The organism is Steroidobacter sp., from assembly GCF_036402275.1.
Taxonomy (GTDB): Bacteria; Pseudomonadota; Gammaproteobacteria; order Steroidobacterales; family Steroidobacteraceae; genus Steroidobacter.
Map to the genome: position 1 here is coordinate 132,012 of NZ_DASWTF010000036.1, position 20,843 is coordinate 152,854.

Below are 20,843 nucleotides of genomic sequence, written 5' to 3' on the forward strand. Positions count from 1 at the left end.
GCGAAGATGCAACGTCGACGTGCTTCATGTCAACGCTTAGATGCGAGCATCGGGACATCGACAAGAGAACGTTAGTCCAATCCCTGATTCGTGAGCCGACGCGAGTATGCGTCGTTGACAGCCGCGCGTTGCGATAGCAACTTATGATTTGCGGTGAGCGGTCAGGGATGGCGCACGGCGGAATCCCGGTGCAGCTCTTGAGCGGCCTCGGTCCCACCAAGTTACCCAGGAGGGAGTCTACATGTATCGCCCGTCACATTGGTCGCGTACCGCCCTGGTCGCCGCCTTGCTGTCTTGTTCCTTCACCGCATCCGCGTGGGATGGCGTAAATGACGGTGTGCCCGGCCTCATCGAGGTCACGAACGCCAACAATTACGGCGTTCGCGTCCATCTCGCCAACCCGGTTTCGATGTGTGGCCCCAACAGCCACAGCTTTGTCTATTTCGAGCCCACCGACGACAACTACAAGAGTTACATGGCTACCATCCTTGTGGCCAAAGCTCAGGGAACCCAAGTGCGATTGTTCGCACTAGCGGATGGCAACGGGTACTGCAAGCTAGGGCATCTGGCGATGTTCTGAGCTTGGCGTAAAGGCGGAAGTCACAGCGGATGCCAGTGACCGTCCTTTGCCCCACAGCTCCTCGTAACGCCAGCCCGACAGATCCTCGACGATGCGACGGCTCTCGGCGTCGGGCAGCGTGTCTGTTTGATCTTTGAAGCGCTGGATTTCACGCATCAGCACGCCGTGGGTGTCGCGATCCAGGTGAAAGCGCAGCGACACGATCCAGCCAAAGGCGAGAAGGGTCAGGGTTCCGAGCGTCATCACCAGCAGAATGGTGCGCACGGCCTCGGGCGACTGAACCGTGCTGCCGGAAAGAAAGCCGCCGGCCTGCAGCACAAAGCCTACACCCATGACGGCCGCCGCTTGAGAGGTCTTGCGGATGAAGGTCATCACGCCGGCGAAAGCGCCTTCGCGACGCCGGCCGGTGACGATCTCATCGACGTCGGCCATGTAGTTGTAGGTGTTCCAGGGAATGTAATTGAGTCCGCCGCGGCCCAGGCCCGCGATCAGCACCGGCACATAGATCCACCAGGCCGGGACGGGTTGCACTTGATGCAGGCCGACGAACAACAGCACCGCCGTGGCGTACAGACTGACGGCGATTCGATAGGACGGCGCCGGATGCAAGCGCAGGCACAGAGGAATGAACACGGCGACCGCGACGAGCTGCGCGAAGGCCATCGTTCCCATCAGATTCGAAGCAGTCACGACAGTGCTGCCGAGCGCGAACACGACGAAGTACGTGAACACCGCGTTGAAGATGTCCTGACTGATATAGCCGCCCAGGTACATCCCCAGGTGCAAACGGAAGGCGCGGATGCGCAGCGTGGCGATCAAGTCGGAATACAGCTGAGTCAGCCGCCGCAGCGCCGATTGATCGCTGCGATCGACGGCGATGCTCTCGATCTCTTCGCGCGGCCGCTCCCAACTAAAGGTAAACACGGCCAGCGCCACCAGCATGAAAATCACCGAGAAGATCACGCCGAGATAAAAGAACGTTTCGGCCGAGCTCTTGCCGAACGCCTCGATGATGCGGCCGGGCAGAACGCCAGCCAGAATCGCCGACACCTGGCCGCATAGAATGCGCGCGCCGGCGAACTTGGCTTTGACCTTGTAGTCAGGCGACATCTCCGCGGCGAGCGTCTCGTATGGAATGAGCTCCATCGCATAGACGACCTCGAAGAACACGTAGGTGACGAGGTAGTACCAGAAGCTCATGCCGTCGATCCACATCAGCGAGAAGCTGGGCAGCAACGGCACGGCGAGCAGAATGAAGAACCGCCGGCGACCGAAGCGTCGGCCGGCGGCGGTACGGTGGAAATGATCGGAAAAGTAGCCGATCAGCGGGCTCGCGACGGCATCGAAGAGCCGCGCGATCGCGAAGATCGCGGCGGCCTGCACGGCGGACAGTCCACAGAACGTGGTGTAGAAGAACAGGATCCAGCCGCTGATGACGGCCATCGCGCCGGCGCCGAGGAAGTCGTTGCTGCCGTACGCGAGATAGTGGCCGAATCGAACCGTGCGAGTGGTCATGACGATCAGATGCGCGTGCGCAGATATTCAGCGAGGCACAGCATGGCCATGGCCTGACCGTAGGGCATGGGGGTCAAGGGAATCTTGCGATAGAACTCCAGGTCCGATCCCATGGCGGTCCCGAAAGAAACATTGCGCAGCTCGCCGTTATCAGCGATGTTCGCAAGCACACCCTGCACGGCGCGCAATCCGGTCTCGGCATAGCTCTGAGGCAGGTAGCGCCGGCGCACGGCTTTCAGAATGCCGTAGGCGAAGCCTGCCGTCGCAGACGCTTCCAGATACGAAGACTCATCATCGATCAGCGTGTGCCACAGGCCGCTTGCGTCCTGATGTTTCTGCAGTGTTCGCACTTGCGCTTCGAGCGTATCGATCAGGAACTCACGCAGCGCATCGCCGGGCTGCAAATTCAGCATCTCGATGAACTCGGGAATCGCGATCGTGACCCAGCAGTTGCCGCGCGCCCAGCGCGCTTCCGCGAAGTTGTGCCGGCCATCGAACGTCCAACCGTGGAACCACAGCCCGGTCTGCCGGTCGTGCAGATACTTCACGTGCAGCAGGAACTGACGCCGCGCTTCCTCCAGATACTGTGGCCGACCCAGCACTTGACCGATACGAGCCAGCGGCAGCACGCACATCATCAGCGTGTCGTCCCACAGCTGCTGCGGATTTTCGGAATTGAACACGATGTGCTGGAGCCCGCCTTCTTCGGTGCGGGGCATGTCGTTCATCACCCACTCGGCCCAGATATCGAGATAGGGCAGGTAGGTGGGCTCGCCGCTTGCCTCATACAGATTCGCCAGCGTGAGAAACGGCGCCATGGTGTTGACGTTCTTGGTCGGCGTGCCGGCGGCGAAACGATTGCTGAACCAGTCCTTGACGATCTGCAGGCAACGAGCATCGCCGGTGAGCTGATAGTACTGATGAATGCCGTAGAGGCCGATGCCGTGCGTCCACTCCCAGTCGTTCCAGCCTTTGGTATCGATGACGCGTCCATCGTCCAGGCGCAGCAGGAACTCGCCGGAGGAATCCTTCAGGTCGACCAGATTGGAGATCAGCAGTTGAACCGTGCGATGCAGGCGGGGCGTGTCCCACTCTTTGAGTGAAACAGGGGCACGAAGCGAGACAGGCATGAATCTTCCTTCAATCCAAATGAAACATGGGCACTAACGGCCATTCGCGCGGGCGCAGATCGGGCTCGGTCTCCATCAGCTCCGCCATGTACAGCCACCAGCGCTTCATGACGGGATGATCGGGCAACTCCTCGCGCCGATGATCGGGCGTGAGCTTGAGTACCGCGAACAGCTGCAGTGTCGTCGGGTCGAGAAAAATGGAGTAATCGTAGATGCCCGCATCGCGCAGGGTCTCGACGAGCTCGGGCCAGATCTCGTCGTGCCGGCGTCGGTACTCATCGACCCTGCCGGGCTTGAGCTGCATGCGGAAGGCGATCGTGGTCGCGTTGCTCACGGCTTATCTCTCACTTTGACAGGCTGAACGCGCATCGCATCATGTCGAGGTTTTCCCAGGGATAAATCGGTTACAAGGCGACGCGCGACATGAAAGGGGGCTGTCATGCCACGCGCCGCCTCGAACCGCACTCACAGTCGCGCTCGCACTCCGAGGAAGTAGCGTGACCCGTAAGTCTCGTTGGCGATGCGCAGGCCGGCGCGAGTGCCGGTGACCACGACTTCCTCGAGCTCGCTCTGTTCGGCGCTGTTCGCTATCGACGGCCATCCGTGTAAGGCCAGCACGGAGGCGGCGGCGACAGCCCAGCGCCCGCCAGTAATAGAGTGCGAGCGGCGATATCCACGAATATTCCTCATGTCATTCCCCGGAACTCGTTCGATGTTCTGCTGGTGTCCGACCGCCGCTGACACCGGTGACAATCCGGCACGGCGGCGCGCGGCCCGTTGCTTATATTTGCGCTACTTTGATCGGCTTTGCAACGATTTGTCAGAGAAATCGTCTTTGCGGCGCAAAAGAACGGCAGGAATGCTCAATTTCGGTCGCGAGGGATGCCAAAGACAGGGAGAACAGACAAGATGCGCGGGCTGAGGAGGGCGGCGCCGTCATCGAACAAGAAACTTTCGAATGCGATGTCGAGCAGGCGACACGCAAACATGCGCCGGCTGCATGCACAGCCGGCGCAGGCCAAAACGATCAGCTCTTGCGAGAGAGCTTCAGCAACTCACCATCCGGCGCTTCGGTGACCACATAGATCGCGCCATCGGGTCCCTGCTTCACATCACGGATGCGACGGCCGCGATCCGACAGCAGCCATTCTTCGCCGACCACCTTCCCTTCCTGCAACTGCAGGCGCACCAGCTTCATGCTGGCCATGCCGCCGACAAAAATATTTCCTTGCCACTCCGGAAACATGCTGCCGTCGTACACGATCATGCCGGAGGGCGCGATGACCGGATCCCAGTAGTACACCGGCTGCTCGAGACCTTCCTTCGCCGTGATGCCTTCGCCGATCTTCGGTCCCGAATATTCGATACCGTATGTGATCACGGGCCAGCCATAGTTCAACCCGGCTTGCGGCTGATTCAACTCATCGCCGCCGCGCGGACCATGCTCGATGGTCCACAGCTTGCCGGACGCATCGAGCGTCGCAGCTTGGATGTTGCGATGACCGTACGACCAGATCTCCGGCTTCGCGTCGCTTCGGCCGACGAACGGATTGTCGTTGGGCACGCTGCCGTCGAGGTTGAGGCGCACGACCTTGCCGAAGTGGCTGTTCAGGTCCTGTGAGTGCACGCGCGCTTCGGGCACGGAGCGCTCGCCCAATGCGAGGAACAATTTGCCATCGGGCGTGAACACGATGCGCGAGCCGAAATGCAGATTCGATTGGAACGTGGGCATCTGCCGGAAGATGACCTGCACCTTCTCGACGGCGGTGTCGTCGGCGGACAAAACGCCCTTGGCGAGCGCCGTGCCGTTTCCGCCATCGCGCGGCTCGGCGTAACTCCAGTAAATCGTGCGATTGCTGGCGAACTGCGGATCGAGCGCCACGTCGAGCAAGCCGCCCTGGCCTTCGAAGTAGACCTTGGGCAGACCTTTGATCGGCGCGGACACCGTGCCGTCCTTGCCGACGATGCGCATGTTGCCCTGGCGCTCGGTCACGAGAATGCGCTGATCGGGCAGGAACTCGAAGGCCCAGGCGCCGTTCAAGCCCTTCGCGACCACGGCCACGTCGATGGGGAATTCACTCTTGAGTCCCGGGGCGCGGGTCTGGCCGGCGAAGGCGGGTTTGAAGTCCTTGCCATTGGCATCCCGTGTTTCCAGCGATGCGCTCGCGGCGGCGGTGGAGGGCGCCGCGTCGTTTGCAGCCGCTTGCGGAGCGGCAGCTTCACGCGAACAGGCGGCACAAAGCGCGAGCAGCGACAACGTGGCGGCCTTCAGCAGCGATGAGTGCGTGTACGTCGGATGCATACGATCTCTTGCAATGAGTGGGTCGGTTTGAGGGTCGTCTTGGGCGGGAGTATATGCGTTATCCTGGCGCGATGAGCGCCGAACCCGGGTCCACAACGCAGGCTCGCTTTACACCGCTATACGGCGTTACTGTGATCCTCGGCGCCTGCCTGTTGTTCCTCGTTCAGCCGCTGATCGCCAAGATTATTCTGCCGTGGTTCGGCGGCACGTCGTCGGTCTGGAGCGCGGCGCTGGTGTTCTTCCAGGCGTGCGTGCTGGGTGGCTACAGTTACGCGCACTGGCTGACGACTCGCATTTCGCCGCGCCTGCAGAGTCTGATTCACGGGGCGTTGCTGATCGGCAGTTGCCTGCTGATGCCCATCCTGCCATCGGACGCGCTGCGCCCGGACGCCACCGACGATCCGGCGCTGCAAATCCTTTTGTTGCTGACGGTGACGGTGGGGCTGCCGTCGTTGATGCTCAGCTCGACGAGCCCGTTGCTGCAAGTCTGGTACATGCGGCGTACCGGAAGTGAGCCGCCTTATTGGATGTTCGCGCTGTCCAACGCGGGCTCGCTGCTCGCGCTGTTGAGTTTCCCGCTGGCGCTCGAGCCCGCTTTCACATCGAGTGCACTGGCGTGGGCTTGGAGCGCGCTATACGTCCTGTTCGCCGTGCTGTGCGCTGGCATTGCTTATTTGAATAGCAAACAGGTCGTGGTCGAGGCAGGCCAACCAGTCAGTGCGAGCAACCAGCAAACGGCGCCCGCTCCGAGCGTCAGTCGGATGGTGCTCTGGCTGCTGCTCGCGGCGTGCGCATCCGGGCTGCTCGTGACCGTGTCGGCGAACCTCAGTGCGAACGTCGCGCCGATTCCGCTGTTGTGGGTGGTGCCACTGGCGTTGTACCTGCTGACATTCATCCTGGCCTTCGGGCATCACCGCGTGTATCAGCCGGCGTTGTTCTTTCCGCTCGTGGCGCTGTCCATTGGCTGTCTTGCGTATCTGTACACGCAGCGGATCGAGAATTTTCCGATTCAATACGTGATTCCGTTGTATCTCGCGAGCCTGTTCATCCTGTGCATGGCCTGTCATGGCGAGTTGGTGCTGCGTCGTCCGGCCGGACCGTATCTGACGCGCTTTTATTTGCTGATCTCGCTCGGCGGTGTCCTCGGTGGCGCCTTCGTGGGCTTGATCGCGCCGCATGTCTTCAGCACCTACATCGAGTTGCCGGTGCTGCTGGTGCTGATCGCCGAGCTGTATGTCGTTCTGCAATGGAATCGCCGTGGCTCACAGCGGACGTTGTTGCTGGTGAGAGGCACGATGATCCTGGGCGTGGTCACGCTGTTCATCCACCTCGTGCTATCGGAGATCGTCACGCGCAAACTGAGCGTGCTGGTGCAAAGGAATTTTTATGGTGTCTTGAGCGTGCAGGACGATCCGCCCATCGACGAGCTGTCCCGCCGATACTTGGTCCACGGCACGATCAGCCATGGGTATCAGTACCTGACGGGCAAATATCGTCGTCTGCCAGCCTCTTATTTCTCGAAGCACTCAGGCGTGGGCCTCGCTTTGACGGCGCTGCAGTCTGAAAAACCAGTGAGATATGGGGTCGTCGGCCTCGGCGTCGGCGTGCTGTCGGGCTATGTGCGGCCGGCCGACTCCGTGCGGTTATATGAAATCAATCCGGACGTCGTGAGCATCGCGGAGAGTCATTTCACATTTCTGCCAGAGGCCCGGCAGTCGGGGGCAGACGTCGATGTCCTGCTCGGCGATGGGCGGCTCACGCTGGAGCGACAAGAGCCGCAGAGTTTCGATCTGCTCGCGATCGATGCGTTCTCGAGCGACGCCATTCCCACCCATCTGCTCACGAAGGAAGCGTTCGAGCTGTATTTCAAGCATCTGAAGCCCGACGGCGTGCTGGCCGTGCACATCTCGAATCGATACATCGATCTCGTGCCGGTGTGTGCTCGCGCGGCCGAGCATGTGAATCGACCCGCGCATGTGGTTCGCAGCTTGAGCGATGGCACCTACGACACGAGCATCTGGGTGCTCGTCACTTCGAACCAAGAGTTGATGGCGCGTCCGGAGTTTCAAACCGACCAGGTATATCCAGCCCGCGCCGACGAGTCGTTTGCCGGGTGGACGGATCAGTACAGCAGCATCTGGCCGCTGCTAAATGTTCGAGGCAAGGCGCACGCCTCAGCGCTCAAGTAGGCTCACGGACTGCAGGCGTCGCCGCGCGGCTTTCGAGCCGGACGGCATTGCGCAGAGAGTCGAGCAGGCGCTGCCAGGAACCGCGCCGACGGGATTTGGCCGGCAATCCGAGCCGGTCTCGCATGGCGTTGAAGATAGCGTCCGGCACACTGATGCGACAGGCTTTCTCCAGTCCTTGAAAGCCCGGCGAGGAATTGGCTTCGCATATCCGGTAGCCGTCGGCATCGAGCAGGATATCGACGCCGGCCACATCCAGCCCGAGCACGTTGGCAACACGCACTGCCAACTCCGCCATGTCCGCGGGCGGCTCGAATGCCGTGCCGATTCCGCCCAACGAAATGTTCGACTTGAAGCTGCCATCGGTGGAGCGCCGCTCCATGGCAGCGACCGCGCGCCCGTTGATCACGAGCACTCGCACGTCGCGGCCATGACTCGCTTTGACGTACTGCTGGAAAATGAAATCGGAGCCGGACTGCGCGCCGTCGAGCAGATTCGCCAGATCGTTGAACTGCTCGCGGTTGGCGCACAACAAGACACCATTGCCGCGCGTACCACGCAAAGTTTTCACGACTACCGGAAAGCCGAGCTCGCGCTCGATCACCCCGACATCGACGGGGAACTTGCCGAGGATGGTCTTGGGAATGGGGATGCCCGCGCCGGACAGAATTTGCAGAGTTTGCAATTTGTCGGCGACAGCCTCGACCGCGGCGGGGCTGTTGACCATCGCGATCCCCTGGCGCTCGAAATGACGGAGCACGGCCAGCGTAAAGTAGCTGGTCTCGCTGCCGGTGCGAGGAATGATCAGGTCGGGCTTGGCGAGCTTGCGGCCCTGATACACCGCCGACCAGCCTTCGGTGGAATCGACGATGAGCTCGAAGTCGCGCGGGTTGAGCACTTCGAGGCGAATGCCCGCTTGCGCGGCAGACTGCTGAAAGCGAAACACTTCAGCCGCTTCCGGAACGTCGCGACGCAATTCCCGATGAAACAGCAACCAGCAATGCATGCGACGGCCTCCGACCTCGAGGTCAACGAACGCGCATGCTGCGCCCCCGAGTGCGGCATGTCCATTTCAGAGTGGTTACAAATAAAGAAAGGGAAGGCGGTGACGCAGGGGCGCGCAGAGTTTGCGCGCCCCTTGCTCACTCATCAGCGGAATGTGCCACCCAGCCGCGTCGTTGTCTGCGTGCCTTGCTGAGTACCTTGCGTTTCGCTCACCACACGCAAGCTGTTGATCACGTCGCGAACGCCGGGCAAGCGCTCGATCAAATCCTCGGCGTGACGCTTCTGCATGCGCGAAGTCACGGTGCCGCTCAACATCACCTCACGATCGTTGACCGCCACTTCGATGTTGCTGGCGTCGATGTGATCGTCGTCGGTGAGGCACTGACACACGTCTTCCTTGATGCGCTCGTCCGAGCGGCGATAGCCGCGTGGCCCGAAACCGCTGAACTGACCGCGTCGCTGCGACGAGGAGGCATCGGCGTCGAACGACCGGCCGCCATACACCGATTCGTCCAGTTGCATGGTGTCGACGTCGGAGCGCCACGGGGTCATCGGTAAGCCGGCCTTGGAGCCGAAGTAGCCGCCGCCTTCGTAGGCCGCGCCCGCGTTCATCAGCGGCCGCTCGCCATAGAATGGATTGCCGCCGGTGCCGCCATAGCGACTTTCGCCGCGGTCTTCATCGGAGAATCTGCCGTAGCCAGGGCCGCTATAGGAATTTTCCCAGCGATCGTTGAAGCGGCGGCGCTCCTCGTCGTGGTCCCGATAGATATGCGCGCCGTAGCGTGCCTCGGTCTCGTCGTGCCAGGAGTCCCGCGACAGCGGGTCCAGCGGATAGCGCTGACGGTCTTCACTGTGCTCGCGGCGTCCGCCTCTAAAAAGATCTCTCAGTGCCATGGTTGTACCCTCGCTCTTCGGTGTTTTTCCGACGGCCGCGCCAACCGGCGCGGCTCAGCAAGGAACAAACGGGTCGGCTTTCCTGCAGTTCCGTGCGGAAAGCGAGGAGGCTCGTCGCTATCGCTGACGGATGCGAAGCAACAGATCTTCGTAGATGTCTCTGAGTCGTGAGGCGCTGACGCGCTCGTCGAAGTGGCGCACCACGTGCTTGCGTCCCTGCAGAGCCTGGGCTTGCAAAGTTTCCCGGCCCTCGAGCGCCGCTGCCATGTTGGCGCTCAGCTCTGAGACCGAGTCGTCGCGCGTGAATTTCAAGTACGGCTTCACGCCATTGGATTCGTACGCCTTGAGTGGGTTGGTGAGCACCGGCACACCGCACGCCAGGCTTTCCAGAATGGTGACCGGAAAGGCGTCCATTTGTGGGAAGTTCACCGTGACATCGGCAGCGACATACAGGCCCGGCTGTTGCTCGTAGGCCGTGCTCTCCAGCCAGCGCACGCGCGGCGCAACGCCCAGTTCTTCAGCCATCCGCCGCAGCGTGGGCAGCGAAGTTCCTACGCTGTGACCGAAGGTCCTCATGAGCAGATACGAACGCTCACGCGCAGCGACGGGCAGGTTGGCGAACGCCGTGATGATCTCGCCCGGCCGATAGAGGGCGCCGAGTTGTCGCGCCGACAGAAACACGACCGCGTCGTGCTCGATCTTCAGCCGCTCACGCCATTGCCGACGCTCCTCGGGCAAATCAGGATGAAACAACTTGGTGTCGATGCCGATGGGCAGCGTCGCGGTGGGGATCGGCTTGCCTGCGAGTTGATTCGCGGTGGTAGCGATGTCATCGCAATCGACAATGAGAAGATCCAGCTCACGCAACGCCGCCCCGATGCGCAGACGCGTGGCATCGTCCGCCGAGGCTTGTGCCGGTACGTTCAAGTCGCTGCCCCAGGCTGTGGCGATCAGCGGACGAGCGCCGGCACGACTCACATCGAGGACGCGTTCATCCATCCATTGCACGTGACACAAGTCGGCCTGCGCCGCGCTCAACAGCGCTCCCAGGCGCTGCTTGTGCAGGAACGAGAGCGCCCACGCCGTCATCGGACCGTCGAGGCGGCGCATGCGTCGCGGATATCTCAGATGCTGGACGCCAGGAATAACCTTCGATTCGAACCCGCTGTGCTCGATGAGCGTGATGGCGCAGCCCGCAAGCTGCAGCAGTCGCACGTAGCGCCGACAGTGAATGTGCATCTGGCCACCCTGGCCGAAGGGCGCCGCGAACATTGTGACTTTCATGGCCGCCGCGCTCCTTGCGAACGTGCGTTACGGGAGCGCACGCAGGGTATGCACGATCTCGTCGACGTGCTCGACGGATAGATTGGGATGCAGCGGCAAGGTGATCGCGCGTTTCGCGAACTGATGGGTGAGCTCCAGATGTGCGGTGAAGCGCTCGCGAAAGCCGCTGAACTCCAGAATGGAAGGGTAGTGCCTGCTGGTTTGTACGCCGATGTCTCGGAGCGCCCGGACGCCGTCGGTACGGGTCTCGGCCGAGTCCGCGACCACGACCATCAAGTGACCGGCCGAATGTTCCACACGATCGGCGAAGACCATGCTCCAGCGCTCGTCGCCTCGCAGCCCGTCACGATAGCGTGCGAGCAACTGGCGGCGACGCGCGTTGCCATCGAGCAACTTGGCGAGTTGTGCGCGACCGATCGCGGCATGGAGCTCGTCGAGCCGATAGTTGAAGCCGGAGACGGCGATGTCGTACGACCCAGCACCGCCATGTCGCTCCCACGACGAACGCGTCATGCCATGACTGCGCATCATCTGAATGCGCTCGGAGAAATCGTCTCGATCCGTGACCAGCATGCCGCCTTCACCGCACGCGAGATTTTTATTCGCGTAGAAGGAGAAGGTGCCGATGTCGCCGATGCTGCCGGCCATCGAGCGATGTGGCGCGCGACCTTGCGCGTCGTGGTAGGCAGCGCCGAGGGCGTGACACGAATCTTCTATCAACATCAATCCATGCTGCTTGCAGATCTCCAGCAGCTCCCGCATGCGCGCGAGATTGCCGCCGTAGTGCATGGGAACGATGGCCTTGGTGCGCGAAGTAATGAGTTGCTCGACATGACGGGGGTCGAGCGTGGGCTCGGTGAGGCTGCAAATATCGGCGAACACGGGCGTGGCGCCGGCAAGCAAGGTCATGTTCGCGGCCGCCACGAAGTTGGCGCCTGGTTGAATCACTTCATCGCCAGGACCGATGCCGATCGCATGCATCGCTAAATGAAGCGCGGCCGTAGCGCTGGAGAGGGCATAGGCATATTTGCAGTTCTGCAGGGCCGCGAACTCCCGTTCGAACGCCAGCACCTCGGGCCCCATGGACAGCCATTTTCTGCCGATGACTCGTTGCGCGGCAGCCGCTTCTTCCACCCCGTAGTCCAGCACGGACAACGGAACGCGCCACTCAGTCAAAGGCGGTTCTCCCTTTGTTACTTTTCATAATCCCGCGCGGTTCATGTCACCGCAGCGTGATTGGTTGCCTCGTCGGGGTCAATTCGAGACAGCCGTGACAATGGATGGCCCCGAGCGAGTCTGTGCGGACTTACTTCGTCAGGCCCCGCGGCACGGCCATCGCCATGCGCATCGACCCCTTCAGCTTGCGCAGCGCAGAGCCGGAAATCCTGAACGTTTCCCGATAGGTTCGCAAACCGGCCCGCACCCGGCCCAGCCGGGTTTGATACAACGCCGCGTCGATGTGCGCTCTGACCAACCGGTCGCGATACGCGCGCAGATCGGTCTCACGAGTGACGTGCGGCGCGAGCGCCTTGAGCCCATTGAGCTTGTGAATCACCATCTCGCCCTGGTCGAGCGTTGCATTCGCGTCATGCCGGCGCACCTCGGCCAGCACCGCATCGGTGAATACGACGCCGCCCGCCAGATATGCTTTGAGCACGAAGTTGGTGTCTTCGCCGAGCGTGAGCGTGGGCTCGAAGCGCAAGTGTTCGATCATGCTACGGCGGAACATCATCACCTGCGTGTAAGCAGGAATGTCACCGCACGCGACCAACGCGCTGAATGCTTTTTCCTTGGGTATTCGGCCATGCGCATACGGCGCATCCCGAAGCAGCGCCGGGCGTTTGATCTCCGGATAAGACTGGAACTGATCGCTCAGCAGCTGGCCGCTCGGGTGCTGGAAGCGAACGAAGTTACTGAACACCGAGGCGACCGTCGGATCTTCGGAAAGATAGGCGTGCATCGTCTCTAGAAAAATCGGCCGCCAGCGATCGTCCGCATCGAGAAAGCTGATGTACTCGCCGCGTGCGGCATCCAAGCCGACATTGCGGGCGCTCGATATGCCGCCGTGCTCCTTGCGGATGTACTGGATGCGGCGATCCTTATAGCGGCGGACCACGTCCGCCGTGTCGTCGGTCGAGCCGTCGTCGACCACGACGATCTGCTCGGGCTGCAGCGACTGAGCGAGGATGGAATCGAGCGCTTCGCCGATGAAGCGGGCGGAGTTGAAGCTCGGCACGATGACGCTGATCGAGGCTCGCGGCGCGTGCTGAGCGGGGTTGGCAGGGGCTGACATGCAGGAATTTTGGCGCAGTCGGCGTCCGAAAAGAAGCCGACCGTGCCGTCAGCCAGCGCTCTGGTCCCTGGGGCTAGGGCTCTGCAGGCGCGAACGCCTTCTGATCCGCTTCGATCGACGCGATGAACTTCGGCGTCACGCGCGCTTTCGCACGCTGCTCGAAGGCATAACCCGCCGCGAGCAGCACATCTTCCGACCAGGGCGCCCCGATGAAGGAAATGCCCAGCGGCAGTCCTTTCAACTCACCCATGGGCACGGTCAGGTGCGGATAACCCGCGACCGCGGGTAGGGAACTGAAAGATCCCGGTGAGCGCGTGCCGTTGATCGAATCGACACGGGGCGCCACGCCCGTGGTGGGTGCCACGATCAAATCGAGCTTGTGCTCGGCCAACGTTCGCATGATGCCTTCCATACCCGCGAGGCGTTTGGAGTCCGCGCGCGCCGTCATGTATTTAGTATCGCTCAGCGGCGGCATGCCGTTCGACTTCTCGAATGTTTCCTGTCCGAACAGCGCAAGCTCCGCCGGCGTGCGTTTGTTGAACTCGATCAGCTGCTCCAGGGTTCGCGCCCCGATCTTGGCAGGGGTCGAGGCCAGATACGCGTTGAGGTCGGCTTTGAACTCGGCATGCAACACCAGCTCTTCGGCCTCATCCACGCGAGTCATCTTCGGAGTAGGCGCCTCGATCAGCGTCGCGCCGGCTTCCTTCAGATGATTCAGCGCCTTCTCGTACACGGGATTGAGATAAGCGTTCCGGCCAGTCTCGAAGCGCCACACGCCGATGCGCTTGCCATTCAACGCCGTGGGCACGAGACCCTTGGTGTAATCGGACTTGGCGCAGCCCGCCGACGGAGGATCGCAGGCAGGCGCATCGCCCACCAGGGCCGTGAGCAACAGGGCCGCATCTTTCACATTGGTGGTCATCGGACCGGCCGTATCCTGACTATGCGCAATCGGAACGATGTATTTGCCCGAGAGCAGCCCCAAGGTCGGCTTCAAACCCACGATGCCATTCATCGCCGAGGGGCACACGATGGAGCCATCCGTCTCGGTGCCGATGCTGACGGGAGTCAAGCCTGCCGCGACGGAAACACCGCTGCCCGCGCTCGATCCACACGGAGTGCGATCGAGGACGTGAGGATTTCGGGTCAAGCCGCCGACCGCGCTCCAGCCGCTGATGGAGCTGCGTGAGCGGAAGTTCGCCCATTCGCTCAGATTGGTCTTGCCGAGGATGATGGCGCCCGCCTTGCGCAGGTTGGCGATGATGGGCGCGTCGCGCTTGGTCACGTTGTTGATCAAAGCGAGCGAGCCGGCGGTCGTGGGCATGGGGTCTGCGGACTCGATGTTGTCCTTCACCAGCACGGGGATACCGTGCAGCGGGCCACGCGGCCCTTTGCTCTGCAATTCCTTGTCCAACGCACGCGCTTGATTCAGAGCGTCGGGATTGATGGCGATGACCGAGCGCAGCTGCGGACCGTTGCGATCGATGGCTTCGATCCTGCGCATGAGTGCCTGCACGAGCTCGACGGACGTGGTCTTTCTGGAATCCAGATCGGCGCGTAACTCGCTCAACGTGCGAGTATCCGGTTCGTCGGCTGCCGCCATCGATGCGACCAGCGTCAGCGCGATCAGTGCCCCCAAAGAACGGCGCCAGGGCGCCTCGAGGAAATCCTTCGCAGCGAGCATTTTTATTCCACCAACGCCAGAATTGGCTTTGCTGGTGTATATCCAACCTGTGGTTCATCGACAAGTCACCGCAGACAGGGCGGAGTCGATTCGCTAGATTAGCGGGGGCGTGCAGGGACAAAAAAACATGGGGGAACAACTATGCCGCGTAACCGCGCCGCCTACGCCATCCTGTGGGGTGGCCTCATCGCCGGCGCCATCGATATCACTTATGCGCTGGGCTTCTCCGCCGCGCGCGGCGTGCCACCGACACGCATTTTGCAATCAGTTGCGAGCGGGCTGCTCGGCGGCGCTTCTTATCAAGGGGGCACGGCCACGGCGGTGCTCGGGTTCGTGCTGCATTTTGTGTTGATGCTCATCATCGCGGCGATCTTCTATTTCGCAAGCACGCGCTTGCGCTTCCTGGTGCGGCATCCGGTGGGGTGGGGCGCCCTGTATGGCTTCCTGGTCTACTGGGTGATGAACCTTGTGGTGCTGCCGCTCTCGGCGTTCCCCAGTGAAGTGAAGTTCGTGCCCATCGTGGTGATCACCAGCCTGATCGTGCACGCGTTCGGTATCGGTGTGCCGATCGCGATCGCCAGCCGTAAGGCTCAGTCGGTCGTCTCATAGCATCCGAACAGGCGCGGCCTGCGAAGACCCCTCGTCGTTCAGCCGCCGGAATGCGGTTGTATGAGGGTCGTGCTTTGATTCGCCGCCTGCAATTTGCCATCGGATGCGTGATTACTTTGCTGCTCGCCGCACCGGCATCGGCGCAGTCATTGACGCGAGTGACGCCGATTGCCGCCACGGCCAGCACCGCGGAGGTCGGCAAGCCGGCGAGCGCCGCCATCGATGGCAAGGCGGCCAGCTGGTGGGAGGGCGATGGTCTCGGCGCCTCGCTCACACTCGACCTGGGAACCGCGCGGCACGTGAAGCAGGTGCGCATCGCGTTCCACCTCGGCGGCGCGCGGGCCTATAACTTCGAGATCCAGTCCTCCACCGACGGCCAGGGCTACACGACGGCGGGCTACTTCCAGTCCTCGGGCACCAGCGCCGCCTTCGAAAGCTTCACCGTGAATGCGCCCGGCCGCTATCTGCGCATCGTCGGCTCAGGCAACACCATGGACCGCTCGAACGCGTACAAGGAAGTGCAGGTGTTCGCCGAGGCCACGCTCACGCGAATCAGGCCGGTGAGCTTGCTGGCCAGCCAATCTGAATCGCCCGGCTGGGCGGCCGCGGCTATCGACGACGATCCGAACACTTACTGGCTTGGCAACGGTGTCGGCGCGCATCTGACGCTCGACTGGGGCGTCCGCAGGGAGGTGAAGCAGGTCCGCATCGCCTTCTACAACGGCAACGCCCGTGTGTACGGTCTGCAGGTTCAGGTGTCGAGCGATGGCGAGTCCTACACCTCGGTCGGCACCTTCCAGTCCTCCGGGACCACCAGCACCTTCGAAAGCTTCACCGTGGATGCGCCCGGCCGCTACCTGCGCATCGTCGGTTGGGGGAACAACATCAATCGCGACAGCGCCTACTACGAGGTGCAGGCCTACGCCGCCGGGCCTCGGCCGCCTTGAGATGTGATCCATCGCACAAGCCGCAACACCGTGCGCCCCGGGGTTCTTCCAGCGTCGGGGCGAGTTTTGGATAATTCGCGGCTGGCACGTTATCGGAGCTGATGTCCCATGATTGCCTGGCGCGAGAAATTTCGTGCTGTGCTGTTGCACTTCTTTGTGACCCTGGCGATGGCGGTCGCCGCCGCCGCGCTGATCTTTTTCGTGTGGTACCCCGATCCGTTCCAGGACATGCTGGGCGGCACCCGCTTTTTCCTGCTCATCGCCATCTGCGACCTGGTGCTGGGTCCGCTGACCTCGCTGATCATCTACAACAGCAAGAAATCGCGGCGCGCGCTCATATTCGACTACAGCGTCGTCGGCGTCGTGCAGCTGGCGGCGTTCGTCTACGGCGTGATGACAATTTCCAGTGCGCGGCCCGTGTACATCGCGTTCGTAAAGGATCGCTTCGAGGTGGTGATCGCCGAGGACCTGGCCGACAAGGATTTGCAGGAGGCCAAGGATCCCTATCGCACGCGGCCCAAGTGGGGCCCCGTCCTCATCGGCACGCAGCGGCCCGACACTCGGGAAGCGCGCAACGCTCTGGTTTTCGCGGCCATGGAAGGCAAGGACATCCAGAACTTCCCGCGCTATTTCGTGCCTTACGAGGCCGTCGCCGACGCAGTGAAACAGGCCGGCCAGCCGATGGAGAAGCTGTACAAGCATCACCCGGAGGCGAGGCAGCTCATCGCGGACGAGAACGTGAAAGAGCCGGACGCGCAGCTGCGATGGCTGCCGATCCAAGGCACCCGATCGTTCTGGACCGTGCTGCTCGACGCCAACACCGGCGCGCTGCTCGGCTATCTGCCGATCGATCCGTACGAGTCGTGACCGAACGTTTTGTTATCTGTTGATGCGATGTTATCGCTGTAACCGCAACTGATGCGACAATCCGGCGCAAGCAGTCACGGGCTCGCTCGAGCCGGTGACTGCGTCGAAACCCGCTTGCGACTGATTCGTTGACCGTTCCGATCCTAGATTGCAAGCGCCCTGCAGGGAGGGGCGCAACATGCAATCGGGTCAAATGAAACATTGGTTGGGGTGGGTCACGGCCGTCGGTACCGGCGTGGCCTTGAATGTTCCGGCGTTCGCCCAGGACGCGGAGGGCAGAGTCGAAGAAGTCGTGGTGACCGCCCGCAACCGCTCGGAGCTGCTGCAGGAAGTGCCCATCCCGATCTCGGTGGTCAGCGGCGATACGCTCAATCGGGATCGTACGTTCACTGTCGCCGAGCTGAGCCAACGCGCGCCGGGCCTCACGGCAACCACGCCGAATGCGCGCCGCTCGGGCATTTCCATTCGCGGCATCGGCAAGACCAGCGGCAACGACAACATGGAGCCCGCCGTCGGCGTCATCGTCGACGATGTATTCCTGGGTCACGTCGGCATGACTTACCAGGACTTCACGGACCTCGAGCGCGTCGAAATCCTGCGCGGCCCGCAAGGCACCTTGCTCGGCAAGAACACCTCGCTCGGCGCGATCAAATACACCAGCCGCGCACCTTCCTTTACGCCGGAGGGAAGCCTGGATCTCGAAGGCGGCTTGAGCACCGAGTCTTACAAGGCCCGCGGCTCGTACTCGAATGCGCTCGTCGACGATGTGCTGGCGGTTCGCGCTTCGGCGTTCGTCGACAAGCAGGAAGGGGACATCGAGAACGTCGCGAACGGCGGTCATTGGCATGAGCGGGACCGTTACGGCGGGCGCGTGCAGCTGCTGCTCAAGCCCAGCGACGTGCTCTCCGTGAAGCTCAACCTCGATGGCGCTTTCACCAACGAGAACAGCAACACCAAACCCTTCATGGTCGATCCAACCACGCTGAACGACGGCTCGGTGCGTACGACGACCTACACGACGCGGCTCGCGCGCGATTACTTCGGCGGCTACACACCCATCATCGGCTCATGGGATCGCATCGAGCTCGATATGGCGCGGCCGCTCATTACAGACAACTACGGCGCATCGGCCGTGGTGAGTTGGGACGCGGGGGTGGTGGAGCTCACATCCATCACCGCTGCGCGCTGGTTTCACTTCGACGCCAACAACGATCAGGAACAGACTCGGTTCGCTATTGCCCGCACCGGCACTTTGGTGGACACACGACAGCTCTCGCAGGAGTTCCGCCTGGCCGGCGACATCGGCGATCGCATCGATTATCAGACCGGCATTTATCTGTTCAACATCGACACCGACACTACCAGTCGCAACACCTATGGCGCCGATGCCGGCGCGTTCTATGCCAGCGACTCGCAATATCGGACTTTGAATACGCCAGCGGGTCGGCAGCTGCTGCAGGCATCGTTGCGTGATGTCTTCGTCGTCACCAACCAGAAGCCGGTGTCCGACAGCGCCGCGGTGTTCGGCCAGGTGAACTGGCAAGTGACCGACCGCGCGAGTCTCACGTTGGGATTACGGCAGACCTGGGAATACAAGACCAACGAGGTGTATCGCCGTTCGAGCCTGCGCGACGGCTCCGCGCTGGTCTCTACCGGTAACGCCACAGCCGATGCGATTCGCGCGGCACAGACCGGCGCCGACTACGCGACGGTGGAGGGTGAGCGCATCAAGGACGACTCCATCGCATGGCTCATCAACCCGAGCTTCCAGCTCACCGATGATGTGTTGCTGTATGCGTCCGCCAGTGCGGGCGAGAAATCGGGCGCAGTGGCTTTTGACAACAACGGCGGCATCGCTAACGTCGAGCCGGAGAAGTCGTTGAACTTCGAAACGGGCGTGAAGAGCCAGTTGTTCGACGATCTGCTGACGTTGAACGTGAACGTTTATTACACGCGCGTGCGTGACTATCAGAACGTCACGAGCGAGCCCGATCCGACCTCGCCAACGGGATTCAGCTCGCGACTCGGCAACATTCCAGAGATTCGCGCGGTCGGCACTGAGTTCGATGCTTCGATCCGTCTAACGGAGAATCTGCTGATCACGGCCGGCGGCTCCTACAACGAGGCGACCTACACCGACTGGTCCACCGCGACGTGCCCCCGTTCGTTCCCCTCGTCGGTGGCAGTGTGCGACAACACCGGTCGCCAGATCGTCGGTGCCCCTCGCTGGACCGGCATCTTCGGCTTCGATTACCAATTGCCGCTGGCGTCGGGCTTTGGCGCGCACTTCTTCGGCAATCACGTTTATCGCTCGCGCCACAACCTGGAGCAGCTGCTGTCACCGTACGGCGAGCAGTCCGGCTATTCGCTCACCGATCTCGGCGCCGGCATCACGCACACGACCGACTCGGCGAAGTACGAGCTCAGCATCGTCTCCAAGAACGTGTTCGACACCAAGTACACGACCAGCGTCAACGACTTCAGCAACAGCGCGCCAGTGGGCTACGACGGCATCGGCCCACGTCGCTACGTGGGTGTGATCCTGCGCACGAGCTTCTGATCCTCACAGGGAACGCCCAACAAACATTCTGGGGAAATGATATGAAAACGATTCGCAGCTGGCCGCTCGCAAGCTTGTTGTTTGCCCTCGGCGCGCACGCTGACGGGCTCGTGACGCCCGCCATCGAGGGCGTCGTTGCGGCGGGCACACCCATCGAGCTCATCAAGGAAGGGTTTCAAGGCACCGAGGGGCCGATCGCCTTGCCCGATGGCTCGGTGGCGTTCACCGAAGCGCAGATCGATCAGATCACGCGCATCGCGCCCGACAACAGCACGTCGGCCTATCTGCAGAACACCCACGGCGCGAACGGCCTCGCGTTCAATAGCTCCGGCGAGCTGATCGCAGTACAGACAACCAGGCCCGGCATCGCGGTGCTCGCACCGTCAGGTCGTGAGCGCGTGCTCGTCGACAAGTTCGAAGGCACGCCGCTGAATCGGCCGAACGATCTGGTGGTCGACAAGAGCGGCGGTGTGTACTTCACCGACCCAGGCGCACGCCCGGAGGCTGGCAAGCCAGCGCCGCCGACCGCTGTTTATTACTTGTCACCGCAAGGCTCGCTGCAACGGCTCGCGACCGACATCGGTCGGCCGAACGGCATTCAGCTCAGCCCGGACGAGAAGACCCTGTATGTCGCAAACACTTATGGCGAGCACATCCTGGCGTACGACGTGAATAAAGATGGCTCGGTCGGCAAGCGGCGTAATTTCGCCAAGCTGGCGGGCGTCACCAAAACCGACACCGGCATCACCAGCGGCGCCGATGGTCTGGCAGTGGATTCGAAGGGCCGACTGTATGTGGCGTCAGCAGCTGGCGTGCAGGTATTCGATGCCAAGGGCACGGCGCTCGGAACCATCGCGCTGCCCAAGTCGCCGCAGAATCTCGCCTTCGCAGGTGAAGGCAAAAAGACGTTATATGTCGTGGGTCGGGGCGCGGCTTATAAGATTGCCGTGCTCACACCCGGCTTTGCCGGCCGGGTGAAGTAGTCGC

The 20,843-nt window shown here is 62.1% G+C and carries 18 protein-coding genes; 7 read left to right on the forward strand and 11 right to left on the reverse strand.

The annotated features are described in order from the left end of the window. Positions 1–241 precede the first annotated feature (241 nt). Positions 242–580, forward strand: a complete 339-nt coding sequence (locus VGD45_RS20005) for a hypothetical protein (RefSeq protein ID WP_331157113.1) — start codon at positions 242–244, stop codon at positions 578–580. On the opposite strand, the gene VGD45_RS20010 is transcribed toward VGD45_RS20005, so the two are convergent. The 5 genes from VGD45_RS20010 to VGD45_RS20030 form a co-directional block, all read right to left on the reverse strand. Further along, positions 557–2,095, reverse strand: coding sequence for an MFS transporter (locus VGD45_RS20010; RefSeq protein WP_331157114.1), 1,539 nt, complete (start codon positions 2,093–2,095; stop codon positions 557–559). The genes VGD45_RS20005 and VGD45_RS20010 overlap by 24 nt on opposite strands. A gap of 5 nt (positions 2,096–2,100) precedes the next feature. Beyond that, positions 2,101–3,225: a glycoside hydrolase family 88/105 protein gene (locus VGD45_RS20015; protein WP_331157115.1), complete on the reverse strand. Its 1,125-nt coding sequence runs from the start codon at positions 3,223–3,225 to the stop codon at positions 2,101–2,103. A 10-nt stretch (positions 3,226–3,235) separates the two neighbouring features. After that, positions 3,236–3,529 (reverse strand): L-rhamnose mutarotase, encoded by a 294-nt coding sequence (locus VGD45_RS20020; RefSeq protein WP_349263326.1) that lies wholly within the window; start codon positions 3,527–3,529, stop codon positions 3,236–3,238. Between the two features lie 161 nt (positions 3,530–3,690). Beyond that, a complete protein-coding gene (locus tag VGD45_RS20025) occupies positions 3,691–3,915 on the reverse strand; it encodes a hypothetical protein (RefSeq protein ID WP_331157117.1) in 225 nt (74 codons plus the stop codon). A 337-nt stretch (positions 3,916–4,252) separates the two neighbouring features. Next, positions 4,253–5,527, reverse strand: coding sequence for a PQQ-dependent sugar dehydrogenase (locus tag VGD45_RS20030; protein WP_331157118.1), 1,275 nt, complete (start codon positions 5,525–5,527; stop codon positions 4,253–4,255). 53 nt (positions 5,528–5,580) lie between these two features. On the opposite strand from VGD45_RS20030, the gene VGD45_RS20035 reads away from it, so the two are divergent. After that, on the forward strand, positions 5,581–7,716 hold the full coding sequence (locus tag VGD45_RS20035) for a fused MFS/spermidine synthase (RefSeq protein ID WP_331157119.1): 2,136 nt from the start codon (positions 5,581–5,583) through the stop codon (positions 7,714–7,716). Here the strand turns inward: VGD45_RS20035 and VGD45_RS20040 are convergent. The 6 genes from VGD45_RS20040 to VGD45_RS20065 all read right to left on the reverse strand — a co-directional run bounded on the left by VGD45_RS20040 (position 7,709) and on the right by VGD45_RS20065 (position 14,873). Beyond that, positions 7,709–8,719: a RimK family alpha-L-glutamate ligase gene (locus VGD45_RS20040; RefSeq protein ID WP_331157120.1), complete on the reverse strand. Its 1,011-nt coding sequence runs from the start codon at positions 8,717–8,719 to the stop codon at positions 7,709–7,711. The genes VGD45_RS20035 and VGD45_RS20040 overlap by 8 nt on opposite strands. Before the next feature lie 143 nt (positions 8,720–8,862). Then, positions 8,863–9,612: a BON domain-containing protein gene (locus tag VGD45_RS20045; RefSeq protein ID WP_331157121.1), complete on the reverse strand. Its 750-nt coding sequence runs from the start codon at positions 9,610–9,612 to the stop codon at positions 8,863–8,865. Between the two features lie 117 nt (positions 9,613–9,729). Further along, complete coding sequence (locus tag VGD45_RS20050) at positions 9,730–10,896, reverse strand: glycosyltransferase family 4 protein (RefSeq protein WP_331157122.1); 1,167 nt, start codon at positions 10,894–10,896, stop codon at positions 9,730–9,732. Positions 10,897–10,923: 27 nt separating this feature from the next. Beyond that, positions 10,924–12,072, reverse strand: coding sequence for a DegT/DnrJ/EryC1/StrS family aminotransferase (locus VGD45_RS20055; protein ID WP_331157123.1), 1,149 nt, complete (start codon positions 12,070–12,072; stop codon positions 10,924–10,926). A 130-nt stretch (positions 12,073–12,202) separates the two neighbouring features. After that, positions 12,203–13,189 carry a glycosyltransferase family 2 protein gene (locus VGD45_RS20060; protein ID WP_331157124.1) on the reverse strand — a complete coding sequence of 329 codons (987 nt, stop codon included), beginning with the start codon at positions 13,187–13,189 and terminating at the stop codon, positions 12,203–12,205. A 73-nt stretch (positions 13,190–13,262) separates the two neighbouring features. Further along, positions 13,263–14,873 carry an amidase gene (locus VGD45_RS20065; RefSeq protein ID WP_331157125.1) on the reverse strand — a complete coding sequence of 537 codons (1,611 nt, stop codon included), beginning with the start codon at positions 14,871–14,873 and terminating at the stop codon, positions 13,263–13,265. Between the two features lie 141 nt (positions 14,874–15,014). Here VGD45_RS20065 and VGD45_RS20070 point away from each other — a divergent pair, with 141 nt between their 5' ends. From VGD45_RS20070 to VGD45_RS20090, 5 genes are all read left to right on the forward strand, one after another. Next, entirely contained in the window at positions 15,015–15,482 is a 468-nt protein-coding gene (locus tag VGD45_RS20070; RefSeq protein ID WP_331157126.1) for a hypothetical protein, read from the forward strand. Positions 15,483–15,532: 50 nt separating this feature from the next. Continuing rightward, entirely contained in the window at positions 15,533–16,429 is an 897-nt protein-coding gene (locus tag VGD45_RS20075) for a discoidin domain-containing protein (RefSeq protein ID WP_331157127.1), read from the forward strand. Positions 16,430–16,537: 108 nt separating this feature from the next. After that, positions 16,538–17,296, forward strand: coding sequence for a TfpX/TfpZ family type IV pilin accessory protein (gene tfpZ / locus VGD45_RS20080; RefSeq protein WP_331157128.1), 759 nt, complete (start codon positions 16,538–16,540; stop codon positions 17,294–17,296). Between the two features lie 178 nt (positions 17,297–17,474). Next, positions 17,475–19,856, forward strand: coding sequence for a TonB-dependent receptor (locus VGD45_RS20085; RefSeq protein ID WP_331157129.1), 2,382 nt, complete (start codon positions 17,475–17,477; stop codon positions 19,854–19,856). A gap of 41 nt (positions 19,857–19,897) precedes the next feature. After that, entirely contained in the window at positions 19,898–20,839 is a 942-nt protein-coding gene (locus VGD45_RS20090; RefSeq protein ID WP_331157130.1) for an SMP-30/gluconolactonase/LRE family protein, read from the forward strand. The last annotated feature ends 4 nt before the right edge of the window (positions 20,840–20,843 follow it).